The organism is Leifsonia sp. Root4 (assembly GCF_001425085.1).
Taxonomy (GTDB): Bacteria; Actinomycetota; Actinomycetes; order Actinomycetales; family Microbacteriaceae; genus Microterricola.
This window is the reverse complement of record NZ_LMDN01000001.1, coordinates 1,309,121-1,333,253: the sequence shown is the minus strand read 5'-3', so window position 1 is coordinate 1,333,253 and position 24,133 is coordinate 1,309,121. Positions and strand designations below refer to the sequence as shown.

Below are 24,133 nucleotides of genomic sequence, written 5' to 3'. Positions count from 1 at the left end.
CGTTTTCATGCGGGCATGCGCAACGAAGCTGCGTCGTCGCCGCGGTTCGCGCGCGAGACGAGCGCGCGAGACGGGTGTGCAGTGGGCGTTACTCCAGCAGCTCGCGGATGTCGGCGGCGCTCAGCTTCGCGCCGGGCGCGGCGCCCTCGGTCATCACGCTGTCAAAGAGCTTCGCCTTCGTGGCCTTCATCGCCATCACCTTCTCCTCGATCGTGTCCTTGGAGACGAGGCGGTAGACCATCACGTTCTTGGTCTGGCCGATGCGATGGGTGCGGTCGACGGCCTGCGCCTCGGTCGCCGGGTTCCACCACGGGTCAAGCAGGATCACGTAGTCGGCCTCGGTGAGGTTGAGACCGAAGCCACCCGCCTTCAGGCTGATCAGGAAGACGGGGTTCGTGCCGTCCTTGAACTCGGCGATCGTCTTCCCGCGGTTGCGCGTCGAGCCGTCGAGGTACGAGTACGCGATGCCCGCGGCGTCCAGGCGCGCCCTGGCCTTCGCCAGGTAGCCGGTGAACTGGCTGAAGATCAGCGTGCGGTGGCCCTCGGCCACGGTGTCGTCGAGCATCTCGAGCAGCGCGTCGAGCTTGGTCGACGGCACATCGGAGTACTTCTCGTCGTAGAGGCTGGCGTCGAGGCTGAGCTGGCGGAGCATGGTCAGCGACCGGAAGATCTCGAACCGGTTCGTGTTCATGTCTTCGATCAGGCCGAGCACCTTCTGCCGCTCGCGCTGCAGGTGGGTCTCGTAGACCTTGCGGTGCTTCGGGTGCAGTTCCAGCTCGAGCACCTGCTCCTGCTTCTCGGGCAGATCGGTGGCGACCTCGTCCTTGGTGCGGCGCAGCATGAACGGGCGGATGCGGCGGCGCAGCTGCGCCAGGCGCTCCTCGTCGCCGTCTCGCTCAATCGCTCGCTGGTAGTACTCGCCGAATGTGCTCGGGCTCGGGAACAGCCCGGGCGCCGTGATCGAGAACAGCGACCAGAGCTCCATCAGGTTGTTCTCGAGCGGAGTTCCGGTGATCGCGAGCTTGAACGGGACGCGCAGCCGCCTGGCGCACTGGTGCGCGCGGGACTGGTGGTTCTTCACGAACTGCGCCTCGTCCAGCAGCAGCCCGGACCACCGCTGCCGGTCGTACTCCTCGAAGTCGAGCCGGAACAGCGTGTAGGAGCTGATCACGACATCCGCGTCGGCGATCGCCGCGGCGAGTGCCCCGGAGCGCTTGGACGAGGTCTCGGTGATGGCGACGACCTTGAGGCTCGGCGCGAAGCGGGCGCACTCGGCCGCCCAGTTGGGCACGACGCTGGTCGGCGCGATCACGAGGAAGGGCGGGGCGGATGCCGCGGCGCCGGCATCAGCATCGCCGGCCTCGTCGCCGCGCCGAGCCTCGGCGATCAGCGCGATCACCTGCAGCGTCTTGCCGAGCCCCATGTCGTCGGCCAGCACGCCGCCGAGCCCGGCGTCGTGCAGGAAGCTCAGCCACTCGAAGCCCTGCTGCTGGTACGGGCGGAGCTGGGCGTGCACGGTCTCCGGCAGCGCCCTGGCCGTGATGGCCGCGCCGGACGCGAGCCCGGCGACGGTCTCCCGCCAGGCCTCTGCCTGCTCGCCGACGACTCCGAGCTCGACGAGCTCCTGCCAGAGCTCGGTCTGGAAACGGCTGATGCCGAGCCCGTGGGCATGCGGTTCCTGCAGGCTGCGGGCCTCGGCGATCAGCGTGCGCAGCTGCTGCAGCTCCGGTCGGTCGAGGCTGAACCAGATGCCGTTCTGCAGGATCATGACATCCTGTCCCGCGGCGAGGGACCGGAAGAGGTCGTCGAACGGGATCGTCTCGCCGTCGACGGTGACCTCGACCGCGAGGTCGAACCAGTCGCGGTCATCCGGCCGCTCGTGGGTGGCCAGGGTGATCAGCGGCGGCTCGGCCGCCTCGCGATACTCCGGCAGGGCCTCGCTGAAGAGCACGGAGAGATCGGCGCCCGCCTCGAGCGCCGGCACGGCGGTCGCAAGGAAGTCGAGCATCGCCGAGCCGGCCAGCGTCGAGCTCTCGGCCAGTCGGGTCGATCCGGCCGCCCCACCGAGCGGAGGCGTGCCATGCACCGTGTCGGCCGCGCCCGACCAGCCGGGAGGGGCGGCCTCGACGAGGGCGGGGAAGCGGTCGAGCACCGGGCGCAGGGCGCCGAGGATCTCCTGCTCGCGCACGGCGTTGCGGTAGCCGCCTGCACCGGGCTGGCCCGCGCCGGGGTGGAGCGTGCGCACGAAGGCGACGTTGTGCTCTGGCGCTGCGGAGGCCGCTGCGGATGCCGCTGCGGATGCCGCCGCGGGCGCGTCGGCATCCGCGTCGCGGGTCAGGTAGCGCCAGTGCCAGCCGAGCTGGATGCGCGCCTCGGGAAGGCTGGTGACGCTCAGCACGAGGTGCGGTTCCGGCACGGCGGCGAGCTCGAAGGAGCCGTCGCTGCTGCTCAGGCTGAGCTGAGCGCGCAGGTGCGGGTAATACTCGGCGAGGAACTGCTTCTCATCGCTCTGCGGCACGACGAGCGCGGTTCCGGCTGCGGCCAGCTCGCGCAGGGCCGGGCCGATCGGCGCGGAGAGCCGGGCCAGCGTGAGCGTGGCCTCGGTCGACGGCGCGGATGCCGCAGAGCTGTGCTTGCTCGATGCCTCATCGACCCAACTGGCGATGCCGTGCGCGGGGTTGCCCAGCAGAATCAGTGCGCGCGCATCGAGCGGGCGCTCGCCGAGCGAGAAGGAGGGGGTCATGGTGAGCCCGGCATCGTCGCGGGTGATGTCGAGCGAGAGCTCCGCCTGCTCGCCCGAGAGAGCGACAGGGCCCTGCTTCTTGCCCGAGCCGATCAGAGCGATGCCGGCGGCGCCCGCCTGCTGCAGCTGGCTCCACAGCGCGGCCGACGGGAAGGCCTCCAGGTGCAGCCACTCGCCGGCGGAGTATTGCTGCGCGGTGCCGCGCGAGCATTCGTCGTGGATGCGAATGAGGATGGCGCGCTGGGCCAGATTGACCCCTGTGGAGTAGCCGAGGTTCTGCCAACTGAGGTTGCCCTTGATCCAGCGGCCGCTCGTGCCGAGCGTCATCGGGCGCACGCCGAGCCGCGGCGGCGCGAGCGGGTCGGCCGGGGCGCGCCAGTTGCGCTCCGGCGCACGGAGCTCGAACTGGAGCGCGAGCGGGGACCCGGTCTCGAGCTGCCTGCCGTTCGCGGTGAGGGGTGCCAGGGCCTTCTGCCAGCTCCGCGCCGAGCTCGCGGCGGGGCCGGCTGGGCCGGCGCCGTCGGCGGGGGGAACGGGTGCCTCGGCATCCGCGCCCGGCGCCTGAGCGCCCTCCTCGCCCCGCTTGCCCGCGCGGCTGGCGATGAGCAGCGCCGCGACGTGCTTGCAGTTGCTGCCGATCGGGCAGGTGCACGAGCCGACCGGGTTCACGAGTTCTCCGGATGCCGCGCGGTGGAACGAGACGCTGGCGACGTAGCTGTTGCGGGCGCTGCCCGCGATCGTGGCGAACACGCGCGTGCCGGAGGCCGCCCAAGTGATGCGGCCGACGTGCCCGTGCTCGGCGAAGTTCTCGCCGCGGGAGAACGCCTGCGCCCCGACGAGGCGCGCGATCTGCAGATCGGTGAGGGAGTGGGCCATGAGGTGTCCGTGCGGTCGAAGAAGTGAGACCTTCTAGTGTCGCAGCTCCGGCGGGGGCCGCGGGCCGCGGCATCCTCAGGGCCGGTCACCTGAGCCCACCGTGCCCGCTGCCCGGGCGTCACCGGAGGAGCCCTGGCGCTTAAGCTTGGCCGGTGCAGTTCTCTCTGTGGTTGGCCCTGCTCGGCGCGGGCACCTTGATCAGCTTCACGCCCGGCGCGGGCGCGATCAACACGATGAGCAACTCTCTGAACTCGGGCTTCCGTCGCTCGATCTGGGGGATCCTCGGGCAGCAGGCCGCGCTCGTCGTGCACATCGTCATCGTCGCGCTCGGCGTCGGTGTTCTCGTGGCCAGCTCACCGGTCGCGTTCAACGTCATCCGCTACGCCGGCGCCGCGTACCTCGTCTACCTCGGCATCCGGCAATTCCTGGCCAAGCCGGCCGTCGATGAGGAGAGCGTCGCCGCGCTCCGCAACGAACCGGCGTGGTCGATGTTCCGCCGCGGCCTCTGGGTGAACCTGCTCAACCCGAAGGCGATCGTGTTCTTCCTCGCCTTCCTGCCGCAGTTCATTCGACTCGACCAGCCGCTGCTGCCGCAATACCTGATCGTGGCCGCCACAGTGATCGTCATCGACATCCTGGTGATGTGGTTCTTCTTCGCCGGAACCGCGCGCTCCTTCCAGCGTTTCACCCGCGACGCGAAGGGGCAGCGGGTGCTGAACCGGGTGTTCGGTGTGCTGTTCGTGCTCGTCGGCGTGCTGCTCGCCGTCATCCACTGACCGACGGGATCCAGGGCGTCGCGACGTCAGCGAAGCGTGAGAACAGGCCGCGGATCCGCAGAGTTTCCGTGAGGACACCTCGGTGGCCCCGCGTGGCGGCGTAGACCGGAGTCATGTTCTCGAACCGACACCCGCACACTGGCTGGTTTTCGCTCTCGTTTACCCTCTCTGCGCTGCGCCCCTTCGCGGCCGTGAGCCGCTTCGCCGATGTCGGCCGCGCTGGCTTGCTCGTGCGCGCCGCCGAACGGTCGAGCAAATGACACTCACCGCACTGCTGCCGACGCTCCGCCGCAGCATCCCCGACCCCATCGCGCTCGACCGTTGGCCGGAGCTCACCCGTGCGACGACAAGCGATGTGATCGTGGCGGGTGTTTCGCTCCTGCGGGTCGTTGACCTGTTCGGCACTCCGTGCACCCACTCGGCGGCGGCCGTCATCCCCGGCAGCGACGGGTGGCCGTCACCGACGCTGCGGGCGACTGCCGCGGTGATGCGCGTCGAGGCGATCAGCAGCACGCCGACGGGCGTGCTGCGTCTCGCGGTGGACGCACGCGTCGACCGCGCCGATGCGGTGCTCACCGAGACCCGACTCATCGGGCGCGCGTCGACCGCCAAGGTTGCGGCGGCGATGCTCGTGGACGGTGCCCGCGCCTGGCCGCTTGGGCACGGACTGCCCGGTGACGTTGCCGTCGGCGACCTGCTGGCGTTCCCCTGTCGCGGCAGCGTGCCGGCGACGGTGCTGGCGCACGGAGATGGCGGCGAGGCGCCAGGGGAACGCACCGAATCGTGGCTGCACTCACTGGCGTAGCCGTGCACTCCCGCTCGTAATTCCGGCAGCTCGGCGAGGACGGGCTGCCATGCGCCGCCGCCGGGGCGGGCCAGCCGCGCGCAGACGAGCTGCCGGAATTCCTGACGAGGCGCGGCGTAGAGTGCTCGCTATGACAGCCGAATCCGCCAGCGCGGGCCCGACGACCGGCGGGCGGATGCCGCATGGCGGCGCACACTCGACCGATGCGTCATCCGCCGCCGCACTCTCGGCGGCCGCAGTGCAGGCGGCGCTCGCCGCGGTCGCCGACCCGGCACGCGGCCGCTCCAGCCAGGGATTCTTCAAGACCGCGCCGGGCCAGTACGGGGCCGGCGACGTGTTCATCGGTGTGACGGTGCCGCAGCAGCGCACGATCGCACGCTCCTTCGCCGGGCTGCCGCTCGCCGAGCTCGATGTGCTGCTCGACAGCGAGGTGCACGAGCATCGCCTGACCGGCGTCATCATCGCAACGAAGCAGTTCGAGGCGGCGAGCACCCCACGCGGGTTCGACCAGGCGCGGCGGGCGGCGATCGCCGGCTGGTACCTCGCCGCGGTGCGGCGTGGGCGCGTCAACAACTGGGACATCGTCGACAGCTCTGCCCCCGGCATCCTGGGTGCTTGGCTGTTCGACCGACCGCGCGATGTGCTGTTCGAGCTGGCCGCGAGCCCGGTGCTCTGGGAGCGCCGCGTCGCGATGATCACGACCCAGGGCTTCATCAACCGGGGTGACGCCTCGACCGCGCTCGAGTTGGCGGCCGTGCTGCGCGACGACGAGCACGACCTCATGCAGAAGGCGGTCGGCTGGATGCTGCGCGAGCTCGGCAAGCGGGTCGACCGGGCGCTGCTCATCGCATTCCTCGACGAGCACGCGGCCAGGATGCCGCGCACCGAGCTCAGCTACGCCACCGAGCACCTCGACCCCGGGCTGCGGGCGCACTACCGCGCGCTCCGCTGAGGCCCGCCACCCCGCCGGCTTGGCCACGAGATGGCGCACATGGCCCCATGCGCGGCGCTCAAGGGGCCATGTGCGCCAACTCGCCACGCAGTCGGAGCGAGTGGAGCGGGCTAGGCGCTCGCGGCGAGCCGCCAGAGCGACGTGATCTCGCGGGCGCGGGCCGCGTGCAGCGGGTCGCTCGCGTCGGCGCTGCGCGCGTGAGTCGGGCGGGTGTCGTGCCGCTCGATCACGCGCAGGCCGGAGTCCTCGATGAGGTCGAGCAGCTCGCCGCGCGAGCGCAGCCCGAGGCGTTCGGCGAGGTCCGAGATGATCAGCCAGCCCTCGCCGCCCGGGTTGAGGTGCGCGCGCAGGCCGCCGAGGAAGCCGCGCAGCATCCGGCTGTCCGGGTCGTACACCGCGTAGTCGCTCGGGATTCGCGCCTCGGCAGGAACCCACGGCGGGTTGCAGACGATGAGATCGGCCTGGCCGGGTGCGAAGAGGTCTGCCTCGACCACCTCGACCTGCTTCGAGAAGCCGAGCCGCGCGATGTTCTCGCGGGCACAGGCGATGGCGCGCGCGTCGAGATCGGTCGCCGTGACGCTCTGGATGCCGCGGTGCGCCAGAATCGCGGCGATGACGCCGGTTCCCGTTCCCACGTCGACGGCACGGCCGATCTCGGCCGCATCGGCCGGAAGGGGCGCCGTCGCGACGAGCTCGAGGTATTCGCCGCGCACCGGCGAGAACACGCCGTAGTGCGGGTGGATGTGGCCGGGGCGCACGGGCTCGCCGGAGACGTGCAGATCGAGCTCCGGCACGTCGACGCCCCGGCGGCGCCACTCGTGCGCACCGATCACGCCGAGCAGTTCGCGCAGGGCGACCAGCGAGCCGCCGGGCACCGCTGCGGAGGCCGTGCCAGAAGCCGCTGCACCATATGCCTCGGTGCAGGCGTCCACCACCTGGGGCGCCCGGCGGAGCGGCACGACGTAACCGGCATCCAGCGGAACGAGCAACAGACTGAGCAGCCGGGCCCGGTGAAAGCTCTGCTCGCGGTGCTGCCGGAACGCCAGGGCGAGGTCGCGGGGCGCGCGCCGGTTTCGCTTGTCGATGCGGGTTCCGAGCGCGCTGAGCAGTTGGCGTGCCGCCTGGAAGTCTCCGCGCCAGAGCAGCGCGGTGCCGTTGCCCACCAGCCGGAATGCCTCGTCGGCCGCGAGCTTCTCGTCGGCGATGACGACGTTATCCGGAGCGGGCCAGCCGCCCTCCGAACGCCAGCGCGCCTGGCGCTCGGCGCCGCCCTCGCTCCAGCGCACCGTCGCGGGGAGTGGAGCGGGCACGGATGCGGGTACGGATGCGGGCACCGATGAGGGCGCCGCAGCCGGAGGCGAGAGGGGAGCTGCCGCCTGCCGCTTGTCGGCGGGCGGGGGCTGGGTGCTGGGCATGGTGGCCGATCTGTGACACGACACGCTGCAGAGTCGGCTCCGCCGCTCGTGCGCGGCGGGAACCGTGGAGCGCGAAACGCCCCGGGCTGAAACTCGAGTATCCCAGCTCGGGCTGGGAGCCGCGGCATCCGCTGGGCCACAGAATCGCCGGCCGATGCGGGGCGCGGCGCCCCCGAATGGGGGAGTGACGGGGATGCCCGCGCTTGCCAGTCTGGGGAGGCCTCGCCGGACGGCGGGACAATCGCGCCCCACGTGCGCAGCTGCGCGCCTCACGCCAAAGGACACGGTCATGACCACGCCCACCGCAACCCCCGCACCCAACGCCGTCGACCCGCAGAGCACCAACGTGCTCTCGATTGTCGCCTTCGTGCTCTCCCTCATCGGCTTCAACGTGATCGCCATCGTGCTCGGCTTCATCGGCCTCAGCCAGGCGAAGAAGAACGGGCAGCGCGGGCGCGGCTTCGCGATCGCCGCGGTCATCATCGGCTTCGTCTCCATCGTCCTGTTCGTGCTGATCCTCATCCCGTTCTTCGTGCTGGCCGCATCGGGCGAGGTCGCAGTCAGCTGACGCCGCTCTGCACCGCTCGCCCAAACGCAGAGCCCCCGCCCACGCCGGCGGGGGCTTTCCGCGTATGCGGGCACCTCGCCGGGCGGCCTGGCGTCCGCGCACGGCTGGATCGAAGCCTCACACTGTGATGCGAGAATGAGGCCATGTCCCGAACTGTTCGTGGTGCCCGCGTACTCATCACCGGAGCCGCCAGCGGCATGGGGCGCCTCTACGCCGAGCGCGCGGTGGCCGAGGGGGCGGCATCCGTTGTGCTCTGGGACAGGGATGCCGCGGCGCTCGCCCGCGCGGTCAAAGAGCTCGGCGACGCCTCACAGGGGCGCACCAGAATCCACTCCTACGTGATCGACCTGGCCGACCTCGGGGCCATCGCCCAGACCGCGCAGCGCGTGCGCACCGAGGTGGGCAACCCCGACATCCTCATCAACAACGCCGGCATCGTGCGCGGCAACCAGTTCTTCTGGCAGAGCGATAACGGCGAAGACACACGCCCGACGATCCAGGTCAACACGCTGGCACCGATGTACGTGACCCGCGAATTCCTGCCCGGCATGATGGCCGACGGCTACCGCGCCGCGCGCATCGTCAACATCGCCTCGGCCGCCGGAACGCTCTCGAACCCGCGGATGAGTGTGTACGCCGCGTCGAAGGCTGCGCTGATCGGCTGGAGCGACTCGCTGCGGCTCGAACTCGAGCGCGAGGATCACGGCAACGTGCGGGTCACCACGGTGTGCCCCAGCTACATCTCCACCGGCATGTTCGAGGGGGCCCGCGGGCCGCTCCTCACCCCGATCCTGACGCCGGAGTACGTCGTCGACCGGGTTTGGCGCGCGATGCTCGCCGGCAAGCCGCAGCTGCTGCTGCCGTGGTCGGTCGGGCTGTCCAGGGCGCTTCGCGGCGTGCTGCCCGTGCGGGCATGGGATGCCGTCGCCGAGGTCTTCGGCGTCTACCGCTCGATGGCGGGCTTCAGCGGCAGGCAGTAGCTCGCCGTAGACTCGTCCGGTGGATACGACAGCACTGAACGAGTTTCTCGCCGACATCGAATTCTCGGGCGTCGTGCTCGTGCGCCGCGGCGATCAGACGCTCTTCGAGGCGGCCGGCGGGCTCGCAACGCAGCGCTGGGGCGTGCCGAACAGCCTCGACACGCGCTTCGACACCTCCGCCATCACCAAGCTCTTCACGAGCGTCGCCGTGCTGCAGCAGGTTGTGGCCGGCAAGCTCGACCTCGAAGCCTCCATCCACGACTACGTCGACCTCGACGGCACCACGATCGGCCGCGACGTCACCCTGCTGCACCTGCTCACCCACACCAGCGGGCTCGCGGATGACGCCGACGAGGCCGCCGGCGAGGACTACGCCGAGCTCTACATCGACACCCCGAACTACTCCATCGTCGAAACGCGCGATCTGCTGCCCTTCTTCGCCGACAAGGCGCCGCTCGAGGCGCCGGGCGTCGAGAGCCACTACATCAACGCCGGCTACGTTCTGGCCGGTCTCGCCCTCGAGTCGGTGACCGGGCTCAGCTACCGTGCATACATCGAGCGCGACGTCTTCGCCGCGGCCGGCATGACGAGCAGCGGCTTCTTCGACAAGCGCGACGCCACCCCGAACGTCGCGGAGGGCTGGGACCAGGCCGAGGACGGCAGCTGGGAAGCCAACATCTACAAGGCCCCGCCGATCGGTGGACCGGACACCGGCGCGCACTCGACCGCCGAGGATCTGCTGCGCTTCCTCCAGGCGCTCCGCACCGGCGTGCTGCTGAACCCGGAGTACACGAGCGAGTTCTTCACCCCGCAGATCGAGCACGACGAAGAGACCTCATACGGTCTCGGCCTCGAATTCGACATGAACGACGACGGCAGCGTTCGCTCCTACTTCAAGGACGGCATCAGTGCCGGCGCCAGCGGCATCCTGCGCCACTACCTCGAAGAGGGCATCGACGTCGTCGTTCTGAGCAACGCGGAAGAGGGCGCGTGGGACGTCATCCGCGAGCTCGACGAGCGCCTCGGCGGCTGAGGCTGCCCCGGCCGCTAGCTGAGACGCCGGTGGGGAGCCGGCGGGCGTCGCCGCTCCCATGCATCGAGGATGTGTGAACGCATCGCGGCCTCTGCGGCATCCGCATCGCCGGACTCGATCGCCGCGAAAACCCGCTCATGCTCGTGGAGCGTGATGTCGAGCTCGCTGTGCCTGACGAAGCGCGCACTGACGCGGGCCTGGTGGAAGAGCGTCTTGACGATGTTGTCGGCCAGGCGGTTGTCGGTCATCTCGCCGACGACGGCGTGAAACACGACATCGGCGTCGTTGAACGCCGGCTCGTCACCGATCGTGTCGCGCATCAGCTCGAGGGCATCGCGGAGCTGCTCGATCAGCTCGCGGTCGCCTGAACGTGCCGCATCACGGGCGATGAGACCCTCCAGCGTCGCGCGCACGTGGCTGAGGTCGTCCAGGACGCCCAGCGTCTCGTCGTTGGCGACGAGCGCAGACAACACGGTCTCATCGATCATGTTCCACGAGGCCGTGGGCAGCACGAGCGTTCCGCGCCCCTGGGCGACGACGACCAGCCCCTTCTCCTCGAGGCGTTTGACCGACTCGCGGATGACGGTGCGACTCACACCGAACTGCTCACAGAGCGCGGCCTCAGGTGGGAGGGTGGACCCAGCGGGAATCGCGCCGCGCACGATCGCATCAACGAGCTCTGAGACGACGGTGACTCCGAATCGGGGCGACAGGGCTCGTCGGGCGGCGGGCGCGACGGCCGCATCTCGCTCTCCGAGTGTTGATCTGTCAACGCGCATGAGCACAACCTTATCCACTTCACTGTCGGCGATCAGCAAGCTATTTGCATCAAAGGTAACATGTATGATGTAATAACTCTCGGCCCCGCTGGGGTGCTTTTGTCGTCAGAGACGCCGACTTGAAAAGGTGCGAAATGTCACAGCAATCGTCCTCCCGCCGCCGAACTGCGTGGCTCTTCTCCGTAGCGACCGCGGCATCCGCGGCCCTGCTCCTCAGCGGCTGTGCGCCGAGCGCGTCTGGCGGTGGCGACACCCAGTACGGCTTCACGGCGGCGGAGCAGGTCGCAGACAGCGAGATCACCGTCTGGGTCGACGCGTCCCGCGAGCCGGCTGTCACGGCGTTCGAGGAGAAGTACCCCGACATCAAGATCAAGTACGAGACGTACGACGGCAACGCCGGCGGCAGCGGCTCGTTCCAGAGCAAGATCACACTGATGGACCAGGCGGGGGAGGGCTGGCCCGATGTGGTCTTCTCGACCCAGCAGAACGATGCGATCTGGGCCTCGAAGCAGACCGCGAACGGTGAGCAGGGCTTCGCGGCGCCGTTGAACAAGGGGCTGCTCGAGCAGAGCTTCCTCGATGGCTTCGCCGAGGGTTCGCTCGACTACGCCACCATCGACGGCACCACCTACGCGCTGCGCAACGACCTCGCGCAGACCGTCTTCTACTACGACCAGTCCCTGCTCGACCAGTTCGGCTACGCCGTGCCGACCACGTGGGAAGAGTACGGCGCCCTCGGCGACAAGCTCGCCGCCGAGCACCCCGGCTACATCCTCGGCAGCATGGGTGACAGCTTCATGACCTACGTCTACTACGGCGGCAGCGAGTCGCCCGTGTTCCAGTCGCCGGAGCCGAGCGTCTTCCACTCCGACACCGCCGACGCCAATGCGACGGGGATCTCGGCGATCATCGACAAGATGCTCGCGAACGGCACGCTCGTGCAGGACAGCTTCTTCAGCGCTGAGTTCGCGGCGAAGTACAAGGACAAGCTGGTCGGCGTCCCCGGACCCGTCTGGTACACCGGCGCCATCTTCCAGGGCGGCCTCGCAACCCCGGCCGGTCAGATCGGTGTCGCACCCGCGCTCAAGTGGGAGGGCGGAGAGGTCGAAGCCGGCAACGTCGGCGGCGGCCAGTGGTACGCATCGAGCCACTCGAAGAACCTTGACGCGGTGAAGACGTTCCTCGAGTTCGTCACCAGCGCGGACGAGTTCCAGGTGGCCGCGTCATCCGGATACCCGGCGTACACGAGCGCGGCGACGAAGTGGCTCGACAAGCAGGCAGAGGCGAAGTACTTCGTCAACGAAGACTTCACGACGGTCATGACCGACGCCGCCACCCAGATCTGGGACGGCTGGAACGTCACCAGCTGGAGCCCGGAGAGTGCCTGGGCGAAGATCGTCATCCCCGGCATCGCGGCGGGCGAAACGGTCGAATCGCTCCTCCCCGCATGGCAGAAGGAACTCCAGAACGAGGCAACAGTGAACGGGTACACGGTCAAGTAACATGACGCTCACCGCTCCTCCGGCTCCGGCCGACGCCGCACCAACAGTGCGACGTCGGCCGGCGGCCCGGCGCTCCTCCCGGGTCAACGGGGAGCAGGCACGGTTCGGATACTTCTTCGTCAGCGGCTACACCCTGTTGCTGCTGGCCTTCGGATTGATCCCGACGTTGTACGCCATCTACCTCGCCTTCACGCGCAACGGCGCCTTCGTCGGATTCGACAACTTCGTCCGCGTCTTCGGCGACTACCGCTTCCTGCCTGCCGTCGCCCATGTGGCGCTCTACGTGATCTACTGGCTCGTCAGCCTCATCGTCTTCGTGGTGATCCTGGCGCTGGTCGTGCACCACGTTCGCGTGCGCTGGCTCGGCAACACCGCCAGGTTCCTCTTCTACATCCCCGGCGCGATCGCCGGTGCATCCAGTGTGCTGCTCTGGCTGTTCGTGCTCGACCCGACGGTGAGCCCCGTGTCCGGCCTGCTCAAGGCCATGGGCTTCGAGTCGCTCATCAACGTCGTCGCCGTCGGCAACCTTCCGGTCGTCTTCACCGTCATCGCCTTCTGGGCCGGTGCCGGCAGCTGGATCGTCATCATGTATGGCGCATTGAACAACATCAGCGCCGACATCATGGAGGCCGCCCGCATCGACGGGGCCGGCGCGGTGCAGACCGCGTGGCACATCCAGCTGCCGATGCTCAAGAAGTGGATCAGCTACATGGGCATCATGTCGCTGGCGGCGGGCACCCAGCTCTTCGTCGAGCCGAAGATCCTCGCCCAGGCCACCAAGAACGTCGTGCCGGAGGACTACTCGCTGAACCAGCTGGCGTACCTCTACGCCTTCCGGCAGGGCGACTTCTCCGGCTCGGCCGCGATCTCGATCATCCTGCTCGTCGTCGCCCTCGGCCTGTCGACCATCTTCATCTTCCGCGGAAGGCTCTTCGACCATGACTGACGCAACTCTGCGCCGCCGCCGCGCCGTGACTCCAGGGCAGTGGATCGGGCGAGCGCTCGTGGCGATCGTCCTGCTCAGCTTCATCGCATTCTTCATCGTGCCGATCATCTGGCTGATCCTCGCTCCGACCAAGAGCAACAACCAGCTGCTCCTCGAGGGCCCGTTCAGCTTCGGCTCGATCGATCAGCTCGTCGCCAACTGGAACGAGCTGTTCGCCTTCGGAAGCGGGGTGTTCGCCACGTGGATCGGCAACTCGGTCTTCTACTCGGTGACCGCGCTGATCATCACCCTGATCGTGAGCGTCCCCGCCGGCTACGCGCTCGCCCTGATCGAGTTCAAGGGGCGCCGGCTGCTGCTCGTCACCACGCTGATCGTGATGCTCATCCCGAACACCGCGCTGGTGTTGCCGATCTTCCTCGAGCTGAGCGCCGTACGCCTCATCGGCAGCCCGCTGGCCGTCATCCTGCCGTTCTCGTTCTTCCCCTTCGGCGTCTACCTGACCTACATCTACTTCTCCACGGCGATCTCACGCGACCTGCTGAATGCCGCGCGCATCGACGGGGCCGGCGAGTTGCGGGTGTTCGGCAAGATCGCGATGCCCTTGGCCACGCCCGTCATCGCCCTGGTCGGCTTCTTCAGCTTCGTGGCCAGCTGGAACAACTACTTCCTGCCGTTCCTCGTGGTCGGCGGGCAGAAGATCCCGGTGCAGGTCGGTCTGTCCAACCTGCTCGCCAACGTGCCGGCGTTCAACCCGACGACCGCGTCGAGCATCGTCATCCAGCTGCCGACGCTCGCGCTGGCGACGCTGCTCTCTGTCGCACCGATCCTCATCATTTTTCTCTTCGCCCAACGATTCCTGGTCGAGGGCATGACCGCCGGAGGTACGAAGGAATGAGAATCACCGGATACCGCACGCTGTCGAGCCGACACGAATGGCACCGCGCCGTCGGCGACATCAACGGGCACATCACGGATGCGGTCACCGACGTGCCGATCCTGCTCATCGACACCGACGAGGGCATCACCGGCGTCGGCATGGGATCTCACGCCGACATCGACCGTCTCTTCCCCGCCATCGATGGTGAAGATCCGCGGTCCGTCGCTGCCCTGTTCGACCGGATGCTCGCGCAGGTCTTCAAGTCCGGTCACTCCGGGGCGACATACGGCGGCATCGCGACGATCGACGCCGCGCTCTGGGACATCAAGGCGAAGGCAGCGGGTGAGCCGCTGTGGCGCCTGCTCGGTGGCCGCGACCGCTTCGTGCCCGCGTACGCCTCCGGGCTCGACATCGCACTCGACGACGGGCAACTCGAGTCCTTCTACTCAGAGTTCGCTGACCGCGGCTATGTTGCGGGCAAGCTCAAGGGCGGCTTCGACCCTGACGCCGACCTCCGGCGCCTGCGCATCATCGACGGTGTCTTCCGCCGCAACACCTCCAAGCCCGGGTTGATGCTCGACGCCAACGAGTCGTGGCAGGTCAAGCAGGCCGTTCGCTACATCGGTGAACTCGAAGAGCAGATCGACCTCCTCTGGGTGGAGGAACCGCTGCGCCGCTGGGATGCCCTCGGGCACGCCCGATTGAGCAACGCCGTGCGCACAGCCGTGGCAACGGGTGAGAACCTGACCGGGGTCGAGCAGTTCCGCCCGCTCTTCGCCGCTGGCGCCCCCGACGTTGCGCAGGCCGGCGCCGTGTGGGGCGTGACGCACATGCTGCGCCTCGCCGCAGTCGCCTCCTCGCACGATCTGCCGGTGAGCCTCGTCGGCTACAACGCCAACCCGGCGGTCGCCCATGCCATGACGGCGATCCCGAACCACCTCACGACGGAGGTGCAGGGCCTGCAATTCGCGACGGGGATCACGGTCGATCACGAATACGTCGACGGCGGCATCGTGTTGAGCGAGGCCCCGGGGGCCGGCATCGAGATCGACGCCCAGGCCATCGCCGCGGCCGCGAGCCTGGCCGACTGGTCAGATCCGGCCGGCCCGCACGTGCGACCGCCGCGCGCCGGGCTCCGACTGGTGCTCGACGGGGTGGAGCGCTGAGACCATGCAGATCCGTCCAGGACTCCATCGCATCGAGGCGCCCCTCGGCGAACGATTCGTCGCACTGCACCTGCTCGTCGGCCCCGCCGGCGCGCTGCTCATCGACACCGGCATCCGCGAATCCGTCACCGAGACGCTGCTGCCATACCTCGACGAGCACGGAATCGATCGCTCGAGCCTGCGCTGGGCGCTCAACACGCACTGCGACTTCGACCACACCGGTGGCAACGGCGCGCTGAAGGCGGCGATCCCCGGTGTCGAGCTCCTCGCGCACGCCCTCGACCGCTCGCTCACGGAAGACGTGCAGCGCCTGATCGACGAGCGCTATGGCGAGTTCCGCGGCAGCGACGGATTCGACGACCCGGCCGAGACGACCGAGTACCTCCGCTCGGTCTCCGACCTCGTGCCCGTCGACCGCGTCGTGCACGGCGGGGAACAGATCGATCTCGGTGACCGCACGGTCACCGTGCTGCACGTGCCCGGGCACAGCCCCGGTCACGTCGCGGTCCACGATCCGGTGAATCGCGCCGTCGTGATCGGCGACTCGACGCTGGGCACAACGGTGCCGACCGCCGACGGTCGGCCGGCCTTCCCGCCGACCTATCGCGACGTCGACCCCTACCTCGAGTCGATCGCGCAACTGCGTGCGCTCGATGCCGATCTCGTGCTCACCGCGCACTACCCGGTGTACGAGGGCGAGCGCGCAGGCGCATTCCTCGACGAGAGCGAGGCGTACACCGAACTCGTCGACGCCGTCATCACCAGTCGGCTGGCCGCGGCGGGGGCTTCGCTGACCACGCTCGAGCTGGTGCGCGCCGCCGGGGAGGAGCTGGGCCCGTGGGGCGCGGCCGCCCTCGACTACGCGATCTTCCCCGTCACCGGCAACCTGGAGCGGATGGAGCGCCGCGGTCTCGTCGGCTCGGAACTCGACGGAACGCGCCGGCGCTGGTCGCTGCTGAGCGCGCGATGAGCCGGGTGAGACTCGGCGCCGTCGGTGCCGGCTGGTGGGCAACCAGCAACCACTTCCCCATCTTCGCCGGCCGCGATGACGTCGAGCTCGTCGGCGTGTGCGGCATCGGGGCCGAGCTCCCCGCCGTGCGCGAGCAGTTCGGCTTCGGCATGGCAACGGACGACTACGAGACGTTGCTCGATTCCGGCCCCGACGCGATCGTCATCTCGACGCCGCACGACCTGCACTACGCACAGGCTGCTGCCGCGATCGACCGCGGAATCCACGTGCTCGTCGAGAAGCCGGTCACCCTGAATGCGACGCAGGGCTGGGACCTCGCGGAGCGTGTGCGCGCCAGCGGCGTGCACTTTCTGGCGCCGTACGGCTGGAACTACAAGCCGTTCACCGTCGAGGCCCAGCGCCTCGTCGCCGCCGGGCACCTCGGCGAGATCCAACACGTGCTCTGCCATATGGCCTCGCCGACCCGCGGGCTGTTCGCGGGCGACACGAACCACATCCGGAGCCTCTGGGATTCGAAGACAAGCGGTCCGGCGCCATCGACCTGGCAGTCGCCGGCCCATGGTGGCGGCTACGCGCACGGTCAGGTGACGCATTCCAGCGCGCTCTTGTTCTGGCTGACGGAGCTGCGCGCGGCATCCGTGATGGCCAAGGTCTCGACAGCCGGAGCGGCCGTGGACCTGTTCAACGCCGCGGTGATCAGCTTCGACGGCGGTGCCATCGGCTCGCTGTCCGGCGCTGCAACGCTCCCGGACGGCGACCCGTACCAGGTGGACATCCGCATCTTCGGCAGCGAGGGCGTTCTGCTGCTCGACACCGAACGTGAGCGGATGTCGCTGCACCGCTACGACGGTACGAGGTGGGATCTCGACATCCCGTCCGGGGCAGGCGCCTACGAGTGCATCGTGCCGCCCAACCGTTTCATCGACCTCATCACCGGAGCGAGCACGGAGAACAACTCTGACGCCGAGGTCGCGGCCAAATCGGTCGAGCTGATCGACGCGATGCTGCGAAGCGCCGCGGCCGGCGGCGCCGAGATCGCCGTACACGGCGACCCAGAAACTGAGCACGACACCGAGCACGACATCGAGGAGACGACGACATGACCGCGCCGACCGCAATCCTGGCGGGCTACCGCATCATCGACTGCTCGATCGCGATGGCCGGGCCCTTCGCGGCGCAGCGCCTCGGCGACCTGGGCGCCGATGTGATCAAGGTCGAGCCGACGACGGGCGAGTGGCAGCGGCACGCGGCGGCGGGCGGGGCGGCCGGCAACGAGATCAACGTCTCGTTCCTCTCGCTGAACCGCAACAAGCGCTCGGTCGCGCTCGACCTCAAGAGCGCCGACGGGAAAGAGGCGCTCGCCGCACTGGTGAGCGGAGCGGACGTGTTCCTGCAGAACTACCGGCCGGGCGTCGCCGCCCGCCTCGGCGTCGACTATGAGTCGCTGCGCGCGATCAACCCGTCGATCGTCTACGTCTCGATCTCCGGCTACGGGGAAGACGGCCCGTACCGGGACCGCCCGGGCCAGGACCTTTTGCTGCAGGCGATGTCCGGAGCGATGCTCTCCGCTGGACGCCACGGAGACGAGCCATCGCCGGCGGGGCAATACCTCGCCGACGCGGTCACCGCGTCCACCGCCTTCGAGGGCGTGCTCGCCGCGCTGTTGCACCGGGAGCGCACCGGGGAGGGCCAGCTCGTGACCGTGAACATGCTCGATGCGCTGACGACCCTGCAGATGCAGGAACTCTCGGTGTTCACCGTCGGCAAGAAGACCCAGGAACGCTCGGCCGAGCCGCACGCCCACGTCTACATTCGAGCACCCTACGGGGTGTTCGCGACGAGCGACGGCTTCGTTGCGCTCGCGTTCGCCGATCTGCACGTGCTCGGGCAGTTGATCGATGAGCCTGCGTTCGACGGCTGGAACAGCGAGGTGGAGGGCTGGACGCGCCGCGACGAGATTCACGCGCGCACCGCGGCGAAACTGCGTGAGAAGCCGGCACAGCACTGGATCGACACGCTGGGTGCCGCCGGCATCTGGATCGGCCCTGTGCTCGGCTACCAGGAGCTCGTCGACGACCCGCAGATCGCCCACAACGGCACGTTCATCGAGTACGAACACCCGACGGAGGGCCTTGTGAAGACCCCGGGCTTCCCGTACCGCTTCTCGAAGACGCCGGCGCAGCTCTACCGCGGCGCACCGCGCACCGGAGAGCACACGCGCGAGGTGCTCGCCGAAGCCGGCTTCACGCCGGAACAGATCGCCGCGCTGCTTTCCAGCGGTGCTGCGGTGGCGACCGGTGCCGGGGCGGATGCCGTAGGCACCGACGTGCCCGACCTCGTCCCAGCCTCGGCCTGATGGCTCGCTACCGCGGTCTCACCTGGGACCACCCCCGCGGCAGGAACGCGCTCGAGGCCGCGGCCGCGCAGGCTCGGGACGCAGACGGAGAACAGCTGATCGAGTGGGATGTGCATCCGCTCGAAGGCTTCGAATCGAGCCCCATCGACGAACTCGCCGCCCGCTATGACGTGATCGTGCTCGACCACCCGCATCTGGGCGACGCATTGGCGGCCGATGCGCTGCGGCCGCTGGACACCGTGTTCGACGCCGAACTGCTGAGCTCCCTCGCGGACGGCTGCGTCGGTCCGAGCTATCGCTCGTACCTCGCGCACGGCCGGCCGTACGCGCTGCCGCTCGATGCCGCAACGCAGGTCGCCGTCCACCTGCCGGAGCTGGAACGCGTTCCCCACACCTGGCAGGACGTCGCCGCGCTGTCCCGCGAGCAGCCCGTCGCGCTCAGCCTCGCCGGGCCGCACGCCTTCCTGAGCTTCTGCTCGCTCGCGGTCGCACTCGGGGATGAGCCGCGCACAATACCGGGCAACGGTCTGCTCGCACGCGAAACGGGCCGCCGCGCGCTCGACATCCTGGCCGATATCGCATCGCGGGTGCCGGCCGGAACCGCCGAGCTGAACCCGATCGGGCTGTTGGACCGGATGCGCAGCGAGCGCGACATCGCCTACATCCCGCTCGTCTACGGCTACGTCACGGCGGCAACGGGCCAGGGTGGACTGCGCTTCACCGACGCGCCGTCGGCGGAGCCCGGCGGCCGGATCGGCTCGACCATCGGCGGCACGGGCATCGCCATCACCCGCCGCAGCGAGCCGGACGCCGCGCTCGTCGCACACCTGGCCTCACTCCTTGCGCCGACGACGCAGGCAGGGTTCATCCCGGACAACGCCGGACAGCCCAGCCTCGCGAGCGCATGGGACGATGACGCCGTCAATGCCGGCGCCAACGACTTCTACCGCGGCACCCGACGCACAATCGATGCCTCCTGGGTGCGGCCGCGGGTCGCCGGGTACGTCCCGTTCCAGGCCGAGGCATCGGCCATCCTTGGCCGGGCCATGCTCACTGGGCGCGGCTTCGACGAGGCGCTCGCCAGGGTCGATGCACTCCTCGACGCGCTCGCGGATGCCGCGGCACCAGCCACCCCGCACGCCACTCGCGAAAGGCCAGCATCATGATCACCCCGTCCAGCAGCGACATCCGACTGGAAGTCGATGGCCACGTCGCGACGGTCACCCTCGCCCGCCCGGCCAAGCTCAACTCCGTGACCCAGGAGATGTCCGATGCGCTGGTCCAGGTCATCGAATGGGCGAACGGCTCCGACTCGATCCGTGCCATCGTTCTCACCGGCGACGGGGAGCGCGCCTTCTGCGCCGGCTCCGACATCCGTAGCCTCGACACATATGCGACGCCGTGGGACTTCCGCAACCGCACCGACTACTGCGACGCGATCCGAGCCGGGCGCAAGCCGGTGATCGCGGCGGTCAACGGCTACGCCTTCGGAGGCGGTCTCGAGACGGCGCTGAGCTGCGACATCCGACTCAGCTCGACCACCGCGAGCTTCGCCGCCCCCGAGATCAAGCTGGGTTGGATCGGGGGAGGGGGCATGGCGACGTTCCTCTCGCACTCCATCGGGGCCTCGAACGCCGCGCTCATGCTGATGACGGGCGACCCGATCGACGCCGACACCGCGCTGCGCTGGGGCCTCGTCAGCGAGGTGGTTGAGCCCGGTCGGTTGCTGCGGCGTGCCCAGGAACTCGCCGCCGTCATCGCCTCCCGCCCGCCCATCGCGGCCGAGACGGCGAAGGCCAACCTCCGTGCGGCGGTGAACATGACGCAGGAGGAGGCGCTGCGCTACGAGCGCGACCTGCAGACCATCACCTTCGCCACCTCCGACGCCGACGAGGGGCGCGCCGCCTTCGCCGAGAAGCGGCTGGGCGTCTTCCACCGCCGCTAGGCCGCCCGGCACCACGCCAGCCACCAGCCTGCGACCGACCTCAGCGCGCCGGCCACCACGACATCGAGAAGGAACACCATGACGACAACCGACTGGCCCCGTGAGGCCGCCGCCCTCCTCCCCGCCGACGGCTATGCCGGAACCCTCGCGGGCCGGGCCTGGGTCCCGGCGGCCGGCGGCCCGAGCGTCGTTGCGATCCGCGAGGACGGCGTCGTCGACGTGACCTCGACGTTCCCGACGATGCGGGCGCTGACCGAGACCGCAGACCCGGCGGCCGCGCTCGCCGCGGCATCCGGAGACGTACTCGGAAGCCTCGACGAACTGGTGGCGAACACGCCGCCGGAGTCACGGGACCAGAGCCGGCCCTGGCTGCTCTCGCCCATCGACCTGCAGGTCGTAAAGGCGGCAGGCGTGACGTTCCCGATCTCGATGCTCGAACGCGTCATCGAGGAACGCGCGCGCGGCGACCAGGACGCCGCGGTGCAGATCCGCGCTGAGATCCTCGACACGATCGGTGGCTCGCTCACCGAGCTGCGTCCCGGCTCCACCGAGGCGGCGGCGCTCAAGGCCTTTCTGATCGAACGCGGCTGGTGGAGCCAGTACCTTGAGGTGGGCATCGGCCCGGATGCCGAGGTCTTCACCAAGGCGCCGGTGCTCTCGACCGTGGGGTCCTGCGTCGACGTCGGGGTGCTCGCACAGTCGGAGTGGAACAATCCGGAGCCCGAGATCGTGCTCGTGGTCAGCTCGGACGGGCGCATCGTCGGGGCGAGTCTCGGAAACGACGTGAATCTCCGCGACATCGAGGGACGCAGTGCGCTTCTGCTCGGGAAGGCGAAGGACAACAACGCATCGGCCGCCCTTGGCCCCTTCATCAGATTCTTCGACGAAGGCTATGACCTCGACGCCCTGCGGGCCTCCGTCGTGCGCCTCTCCATCGACGGCGAAGACGGCTACCGGCTCGACGGCAGCAGCGAGTTGTCCCAGATCAGCCGCGACCCGGTCGACCTCGTCGGCCAGGTCGTCGGGGCCCACCACCAGTATCCCGACGGCTTCGTGCTCTACCTCGGCACCATGTTCGCCCCGGTCGAGGATCGCGACGTGGTCGGCCGCGGCTTCACCCACTACGACGGCGACATCGTGCGGATCGCCGAGCCACGGCTCGGAACGCTCGTCAACCGCGTGCGCTCTGCCGAGAGCGCCGCACCGTGGGTCTTCGGAATCGACGACCTCTACCGTTCACTGATCGCGCGCGGCCTGCTGCGCTGACCCTGGAGACATCATGCTGAGCAGCACAGACCCGCGCACCGGCGCGAAGACCCCGACCGAGATCGAGGCGACGAGCACGACGGAGGCGGATGCGATCGTGCAGGCCGCGCAGGCTGCCTTCGGCCGGCTGGCCGGTCGTGGCCGGCTCTGGCGGGCAGGCCTCCTCGATGCGCTCGCCGACGCGCTCGAGGCGAACAGGGCCGAGCTCGTCGCGATCGCCGACCGGGAGACCGGACTCGGCACGGGCCGCCTCGGCGGCGAGATCGGACGGAGCGCCTTTCAGTTCCGTCTGTTCGCCGAAGCCCTCCGCGACGGCGGCTACCTCGAGGCGACGATCGACCACGCCGGCCAGACGGATCTCGGTCCGGCCCCCGACCTTCGCCGCCTCCTCGTGCCGATCGGGCCTGTCGCGGTCTTCGGATCCAGCAACTTCCCGTTCGCCTTCTCCGTGGCCGGCGGCGACACGGCGTCGGCGCTCGCCGGCGGCAACACCGTCGTGCTGAAGGCGCACTCCTCTCATCTGGAGACGTCTGCGCTGTCGTTCTCCGTGCTCTCGGCTGCGGCGTCCGCGTACGGCGCACCGGCCGGCGTGCTCGGCATCGTCTTCGGCACCGAGGCCGGGCGCACCCTCGTCGCGCATCCGCTGATCACGGCGGTCGGCTTCACCGGCTCACTCGGCGGTGGTCAGGCGCTGCTCGCCATCATCGAGTCCAGGCCGATGCCGATCCCGTTCTACGGCGAGCTCTCGAGCCTCAACCCGTTCATCGTCACGCCGGGTGCCGCAGGGCGCCGCGGCGACGAGGTCGCCGATGGCTTGTTCGGCTCGTTCACGCTCGGCGGCGGCCAGTTCTGCACGAAACCGGGCATCGCGTTCGTGCCGCAGGGCGCAGCGGGCGACGCACTGGTCGCCCGCCTCGTCGACACGGCGAGGGATGCCGCAAGCCACGTGCTGCTCAACGAGCGCATCGCGAGCAGTTTCGAGGAGATCCGCCTGCGGCTCGCCGGCGTGCAGAGCGCGACCGTTCTCGCCACGGGTGAAGCGGGCGCCGTGGGCTTCACGGCCGCCCCGACGGTGATCTCGGTCGATGCGGCAGACGTGACGACCGACATCACCGAGGAGGCGTTCGGGCCGCTCGTCGTCATCGCCAGATACTCGGGAGACGAGCAGGTCATCGCCGCCCTCGACGCGGTGCCCGGCTCGCTCACGGCGACCATTCACAGCGAGCAGGACGAGACGGATGCCGTCGCGGCACTCGTCTCGGATCTCACCCCCCGCGTCGGACGAATCGTCTTCGACGGCTTCCCGACCGGTGTCCGGGTGTCGTGGGCACAGCACCACGGCGGACCGTGGCCGGCGACCAATTCGCAGCACACCTCGGTGGGGGTGAGCGCCATCCGCCGCTTCTTGCGTCCGCTGGCGTTCCAGGACGCGCCCGCCGCGCTCCTCCCGGCTGAACTCCGCGACGAGCTGCCGGATGGCGCAACGATTCCGCGGCGCATCGACGGCAGGCTGGTGCTCGCCTAATCAGACCATGTCGTGCTCGGCGCGGGCTGCGCGGGCTGCGCGGCGCCGGCTGTTGGGCCGTCTACTCGGCGCCGAGCACGACAGCTACCGGCCGAGCAGGCGCGCACCGGCCGGGCGCGCACTCCGCAGTGGCTTCGCCATCTCGAACTCGAGCTGCGCGGTGTTCAGCGGGTACGGGATCACCTTCCCGGTCTCCTCGAAGCCGTGCCGCTTGTAGAAGCGGCGGGCCGCGATGCTGTCCTGGTGCACCTCAAGCGTGAGCACGTCGCCGTGCGTGGCCGCCCATTCCTCCACGGCGCCGAGCAGTGCATCGCTTACCCCGGATGCCGCTCCGCGCCAGTCGGGGGCCACGTAGACGCCGACGAGATGCGCGCCGGCCGCGCCCTCGGGCAGATAGGCGGCCATCGTGCCCACCCAGCGCCCGGCCTGCTCGCCGTCGGTCAGCACGGCGACGACTCCGAACGAACCGGGGTTGCTGTTGCGCGCCGCACGCATGCGCCACTCGGCCTCGTCGTTGGCCTCGGCCGTTTCGAGGGTCTCAAGGTAGGCGTGCGGGGTGTCGGCGATCATCTCGAGACGGAGCGCCCGCACCTTCTGCCAGTCGGACTCGACGATGAGGTGCAGCGTGAATGGCGATGTGGTCATCGCTCCAT

General features: G+C 69.4%; 21 protein-coding genes. 17 read left to right on the top strand and 4 right to left on the bottom strand.

Annotated elements, in window-relative coordinates:
- Positions 1–88: 88 nt before the first annotated feature.
- Positions 89–3,619, bottom strand: a complete 3,531-nt coding sequence (locus tag ASC66_RS06015; RefSeq protein ID WP_055835910.1) for a DEAD/DEAH box helicase — start codon at positions 3,617–3,619, stop codon at positions 89–91.
- A gap of 152 nt (positions 3,620–3,771) precedes the next feature.
- Here ASC66_RS06015 and ASC66_RS06010 point away from each other — a divergent pair, with 152 nt between their 5' ends.
- The 3 genes from ASC66_RS06010 to ASC66_RS06000 all read left to right on the top strand — a co-directional run bounded on the left by ASC66_RS06010 (position 3,772) and on the right by ASC66_RS06000 (position 6,152).
- The gene (locus ASC66_RS06010; RefSeq protein WP_055835906.1) at positions 3,772–4,395 is read left to right on the top strand and encodes a LysE family transporter; all 624 of its coding nucleotides are present in this window, start codon (positions 3,772–3,774) and stop codon (positions 4,393–4,395) included.
- A 256-nt stretch (positions 4,396–4,651) separates the two neighbouring features.
- The gene (locus ASC66_RS06005; protein ID WP_055835905.1) at positions 4,652–5,200 is read left to right on the top strand and encodes a hypothetical protein; all 549 of its coding nucleotides are present in this window, start codon (positions 4,652–4,654) and stop codon (positions 5,198–5,200) included.
- 130 nt (positions 5,201–5,330) lie between these two features.
- Complete coding sequence (locus ASC66_RS06000) at positions 5,331–6,152, top strand: DNA alkylation repair protein (protein ID WP_200944741.1); 822 nt, start codon at positions 5,331–5,333, stop codon at positions 6,150–6,152.
- 110 nt (positions 6,153–6,262) lie between these two features.
- Here the strand turns inward: ASC66_RS06000 and ASC66_RS05995 are convergent, their stop codons facing one another.
- Positions 6,263–7,567 carry a methyltransferase gene (locus tag ASC66_RS05995; protein WP_082492043.1) on the bottom strand — a complete coding sequence of 435 codons (1,305 nt, stop codon included), beginning with the start codon at positions 7,565–7,567 and terminating at the stop codon, positions 6,263–6,265.
- Between the two features lie 289 nt (positions 7,568–7,856).
- Here ASC66_RS05995 and ASC66_RS05990 point away from each other — a divergent pair, with 289 nt between their 5' ends.
- From ASC66_RS05990 to ASC66_RS05980, 3 genes are all read left to right on the top strand, one after another.
- Positions 7,857–8,135 carry a DUF4190 domain-containing protein gene (locus ASC66_RS05990; protein ID WP_055835902.1) on the top strand — a complete coding sequence of 93 codons (279 nt, stop codon included), beginning with the start codon at positions 7,857–7,859 and terminating at the stop codon, positions 8,133–8,135.
- Between the two features lie 143 nt (positions 8,136–8,278).
- On the top strand, positions 8,279–9,115 hold the full coding sequence (locus ASC66_RS05985; RefSeq protein ID WP_055835899.1) for an SDR family oxidoreductase: 837 nt from the start codon (positions 8,279–8,281) through the stop codon (positions 9,113–9,115).
- A gap of 19 nt (positions 9,116–9,134) precedes the next feature.
- Positions 9,135–10,148: a serine hydrolase domain-containing protein gene (locus ASC66_RS05980; protein WP_055835897.1), complete on the top strand. Its 1,014-nt coding sequence runs from the start codon at positions 9,135–9,137 to the stop codon at positions 10,146–10,148.
- 14 nt (positions 10,149–10,162) lie between these two features.
- On the opposite strand, the gene ASC66_RS05975 is transcribed toward ASC66_RS05980, so the two are convergent.
- The gene (locus ASC66_RS05975; RefSeq protein WP_055836466.1) at positions 10,163–10,927 is read right to left on the bottom strand and encodes a FadR/GntR family transcriptional regulator; all 765 of its coding nucleotides are present in this window, start codon (positions 10,925–10,927) and stop codon (positions 10,163–10,165) included.
- 134 nt (positions 10,928–11,061) lie between these two features.
- Between ASC66_RS05975 and ASC66_RS05970 the strand changes: the two genes are divergently transcribed.
- The 11 genes from ASC66_RS05970 to ASC66_RS05920 all read left to right on the top strand — a co-directional run bounded on the left by ASC66_RS05970 (position 11,062) and on the right by ASC66_RS05920 (position 23,480).
- Positions 11,062–12,429 carry an ABC transporter substrate-binding protein gene (locus ASC66_RS05970; protein WP_055835894.1) on the top strand — a complete coding sequence of 456 codons (1,368 nt, stop codon included), beginning with the start codon at positions 11,062–11,064 and terminating at the stop codon, positions 12,427–12,429.
- Position 12,430: 1 nt separating this feature from the next.
- Positions 12,431–13,375: a carbohydrate ABC transporter permease gene (locus tag ASC66_RS05965; RefSeq protein WP_055835891.1), complete on the top strand. Its 945-nt coding sequence runs from the start codon at positions 12,431–12,433 to the stop codon at positions 13,373–13,375.
- The gene (locus ASC66_RS05960; protein WP_055835888.1) at positions 13,368–14,270 is read left to right on the top strand and encodes a carbohydrate ABC transporter permease; all 903 of its coding nucleotides are present in this window, start codon (positions 13,368–13,370) and stop codon (positions 14,268–14,270) included. The genes ASC66_RS05965 and ASC66_RS05960 overlap by 8 nt, the downstream gene beginning before the upstream one ends.
- The gene (locus tag ASC66_RS05955; RefSeq protein WP_055835886.1) at positions 14,267–15,418 is read left to right on the top strand and encodes a mandelate racemase/muconate lactonizing enzyme family protein; all 1,152 of its coding nucleotides are present in this window, start codon (positions 14,267–14,269) and stop codon (positions 15,416–15,418) included. Before ASC66_RS05960 ends, ASC66_RS05955 begins: the two co-directional genes overlap by 4 nt.
- Before the next feature lie 4 nt (positions 15,419–15,422).
- Entirely contained in the window at positions 15,423–16,388 is a 966-nt protein-coding gene (locus tag ASC66_RS05950) for an MBL fold metallo-hydrolase (protein WP_055835883.1), read from the top strand.
- Positions 16,385–17,491 (top strand): Gfo/Idh/MocA family protein, encoded by a 1,107-nt coding sequence (locus ASC66_RS05945; RefSeq protein ID WP_055835880.1) that lies wholly within the window; start codon positions 16,385–16,387, stop codon positions 17,489–17,491. The genes ASC66_RS05950 and ASC66_RS05945 overlap by 4 nt, the downstream gene beginning before the upstream one ends.
- Positions 17,488–18,744: a CaiB/BaiF CoA transferase family protein gene (locus ASC66_RS05940; protein ID WP_055835877.1), complete on the top strand. Its 1,257-nt coding sequence runs from the start codon at positions 17,488–17,490 to the stop codon at positions 18,742–18,744. Before ASC66_RS05945 ends, ASC66_RS05940 begins: the two co-directional genes overlap by 4 nt.
- Positions 18,744–19,910: a type 2 periplasmic-binding domain-containing protein gene (locus ASC66_RS05935; protein ID WP_055835875.1), complete on the top strand. Its 1,167-nt coding sequence runs from the start codon at positions 18,744–18,746 to the stop codon at positions 19,908–19,910. Before ASC66_RS05940 ends, ASC66_RS05935 begins: the two co-directional genes overlap by 1 nt.
- Positions 19,907–20,689, top strand: a complete 783-nt coding sequence (locus ASC66_RS05930; protein WP_055835871.1) for an enoyl-CoA hydratase/isomerase family protein — start codon at positions 19,907–19,909, stop codon at positions 20,687–20,689. Before ASC66_RS05935 ends, ASC66_RS05930 begins: the two co-directional genes overlap by 4 nt.
- Before the next feature lie 78 nt (positions 20,690–20,767).
- A complete protein-coding gene (locus tag ASC66_RS05925; RefSeq protein WP_055835868.1) occupies positions 20,768–21,955 on the top strand; it encodes a fumarylacetoacetate hydrolase family protein in 1,188 nt (395 codons plus the stop codon).
- Positions 21,956–21,968: 13 nt separating this feature from the next.
- A complete protein-coding gene (locus ASC66_RS05920) occupies positions 21,969–23,480 on the top strand; it encodes an aldehyde dehydrogenase (NADP(+)) (protein WP_055835865.1) in 1,512 nt (503 codons plus the stop codon).
- A gap of 84 nt (positions 23,481–23,564) precedes the next feature.
- On the opposite strand, the gene ASC66_RS05915 is transcribed toward ASC66_RS05920, so the two are convergent.
- Positions 23,565–24,125 (bottom strand): GNAT family N-acetyltransferase, encoded by a 561-nt coding sequence (locus ASC66_RS05915; protein WP_055835862.1) that lies wholly within the window; start codon positions 24,123–24,125, stop codon positions 23,565–23,567.
- Between the last annotated feature and the right edge of the window lie 8 nt (positions 24,126–24,133).

Excerpts from the sequence above, each read along its gene's own strand:
- ASC66_RS05950 (WP_055835883.1), top strand. The coding sequence starts at position 15,423 with ATGCAGATCCGTCCAGGACTCCATCGCATCGAGGCGCCCCTCGGCGAA.
- ASC66_RS05925 (WP_055835868.1), top strand. The coding sequence starts at position 20,768 with ATGACGACAACCGACTGGCCCCGTGAGGCCGCCGCCCTCCTCCCCGCC.
- ASC66_RS05985 (WP_055835899.1), top strand. The coding sequence starts at position 8,279 with ATGTCCCGAACTGTTCGTGGTGCCCGCGTACTCATCACCGGAGCCGCC.
- ASC66_RS06005 (WP_055835905.1), top strand. The coding sequence starts at position 4,652 with ATGACACTCACCGCACTGCTGCCGACGCTCCGCCGCAGCATCCCCGAC.
- ASC66_RS05930 (WP_055835871.1), top strand. The coding sequence starts at position 19,907 with ATGATCACCCCGTCCAGCAGCGACATCCGACTGGAAGTCGATGGCCAC.
- ASC66_RS05955 (WP_055835886.1), top strand. The coding sequence starts at position 14,267 with ATGAGAATCACCGGATACCGCACGCTGTCGAGCCGACACGAATGGCAC.
- ASC66_RS05920 (WP_055835865.1), top strand. The coding sequence starts at position 21,969 with ATGCTGAGCAGCACAGACCCGCGCACCGGCGCGAAGACCCCGACCGAG.
- ASC66_RS05975 (WP_055836466.1), bottom strand. The coding sequence starts at position 10,927 with ATGCGCGTTGACAGATCAACACTCGGAGAGCGAGATGCGGCCGTCGCG.
- ASC66_RS05915 (WP_055835862.1), bottom strand. The coding sequence starts at position 24,125 with ATGACCACATCGCCATTCACGCTGCACCTCATCGTCGAGTCCGACTGG.
- ASC66_RS05945 (WP_055835880.1), top strand. The coding sequence starts at position 16,385 with ATGAGCCGGGTGAGACTCGGCGCCGTCGGTGCCGGCTGGTGGGCAACC.
- ASC66_RS05965 (WP_055835891.1), top strand. The coding sequence starts at position 12,431 with ATGACGCTCACCGCTCCTCCGGCTCCGGCCGACGCCGCACCAACAGTG.
- ASC66_RS05970 (WP_055835894.1), top strand. The coding sequence starts at position 11,062 with ATGTCACAGCAATCGTCCTCCCGCCGCCGAACTGCGTGGCTCTTCTCC.
- ASC66_RS06000 (WP_200944741.1), top strand. The coding sequence starts at position 5,331 with ATGACAGCCGAATCCGCCAGCGCGGGCCCGACGACCGGCGGGCGGATG.
- ASC66_RS05940 (WP_055835877.1), top strand. The coding sequence starts at position 17,488 with ATGACCGCGCCGACCGCAATCCTGGCGGGCTACCGCATCATCGACTGC.
- ASC66_RS05990 (WP_055835902.1), top strand. The coding sequence starts at position 7,857 with ATGACCACGCCCACCGCAACCCCCGCACCCAACGCCGTCGACCCGCAG.
- ASC66_RS05935 (WP_055835875.1), top strand. The coding sequence starts at position 18,744 with ATGGCTCGCTACCGCGGTCTCACCTGGGACCACCCCCGCGGCAGGAAC.
- ASC66_RS05960 (WP_055835888.1), top strand. The coding sequence starts at position 13,368 with ATGACTGACGCAACTCTGCGCCGCCGCCGCGCCGTGACTCCAGGGCAG.
- ASC66_RS06015 (WP_055835910.1), bottom strand. The coding sequence starts at position 3,619 with ATGGCCCACTCCCTCACCGATCTGCAGATCGCGCGCCTCGTCGGGGCG.
- ASC66_RS05995 (WP_082492043.1), bottom strand. The coding sequence starts at position 7,567 with ATGCCCAGCACCCAGCCCCCGCCCGCCGACAAGCGGCAGGCGGCAGCT.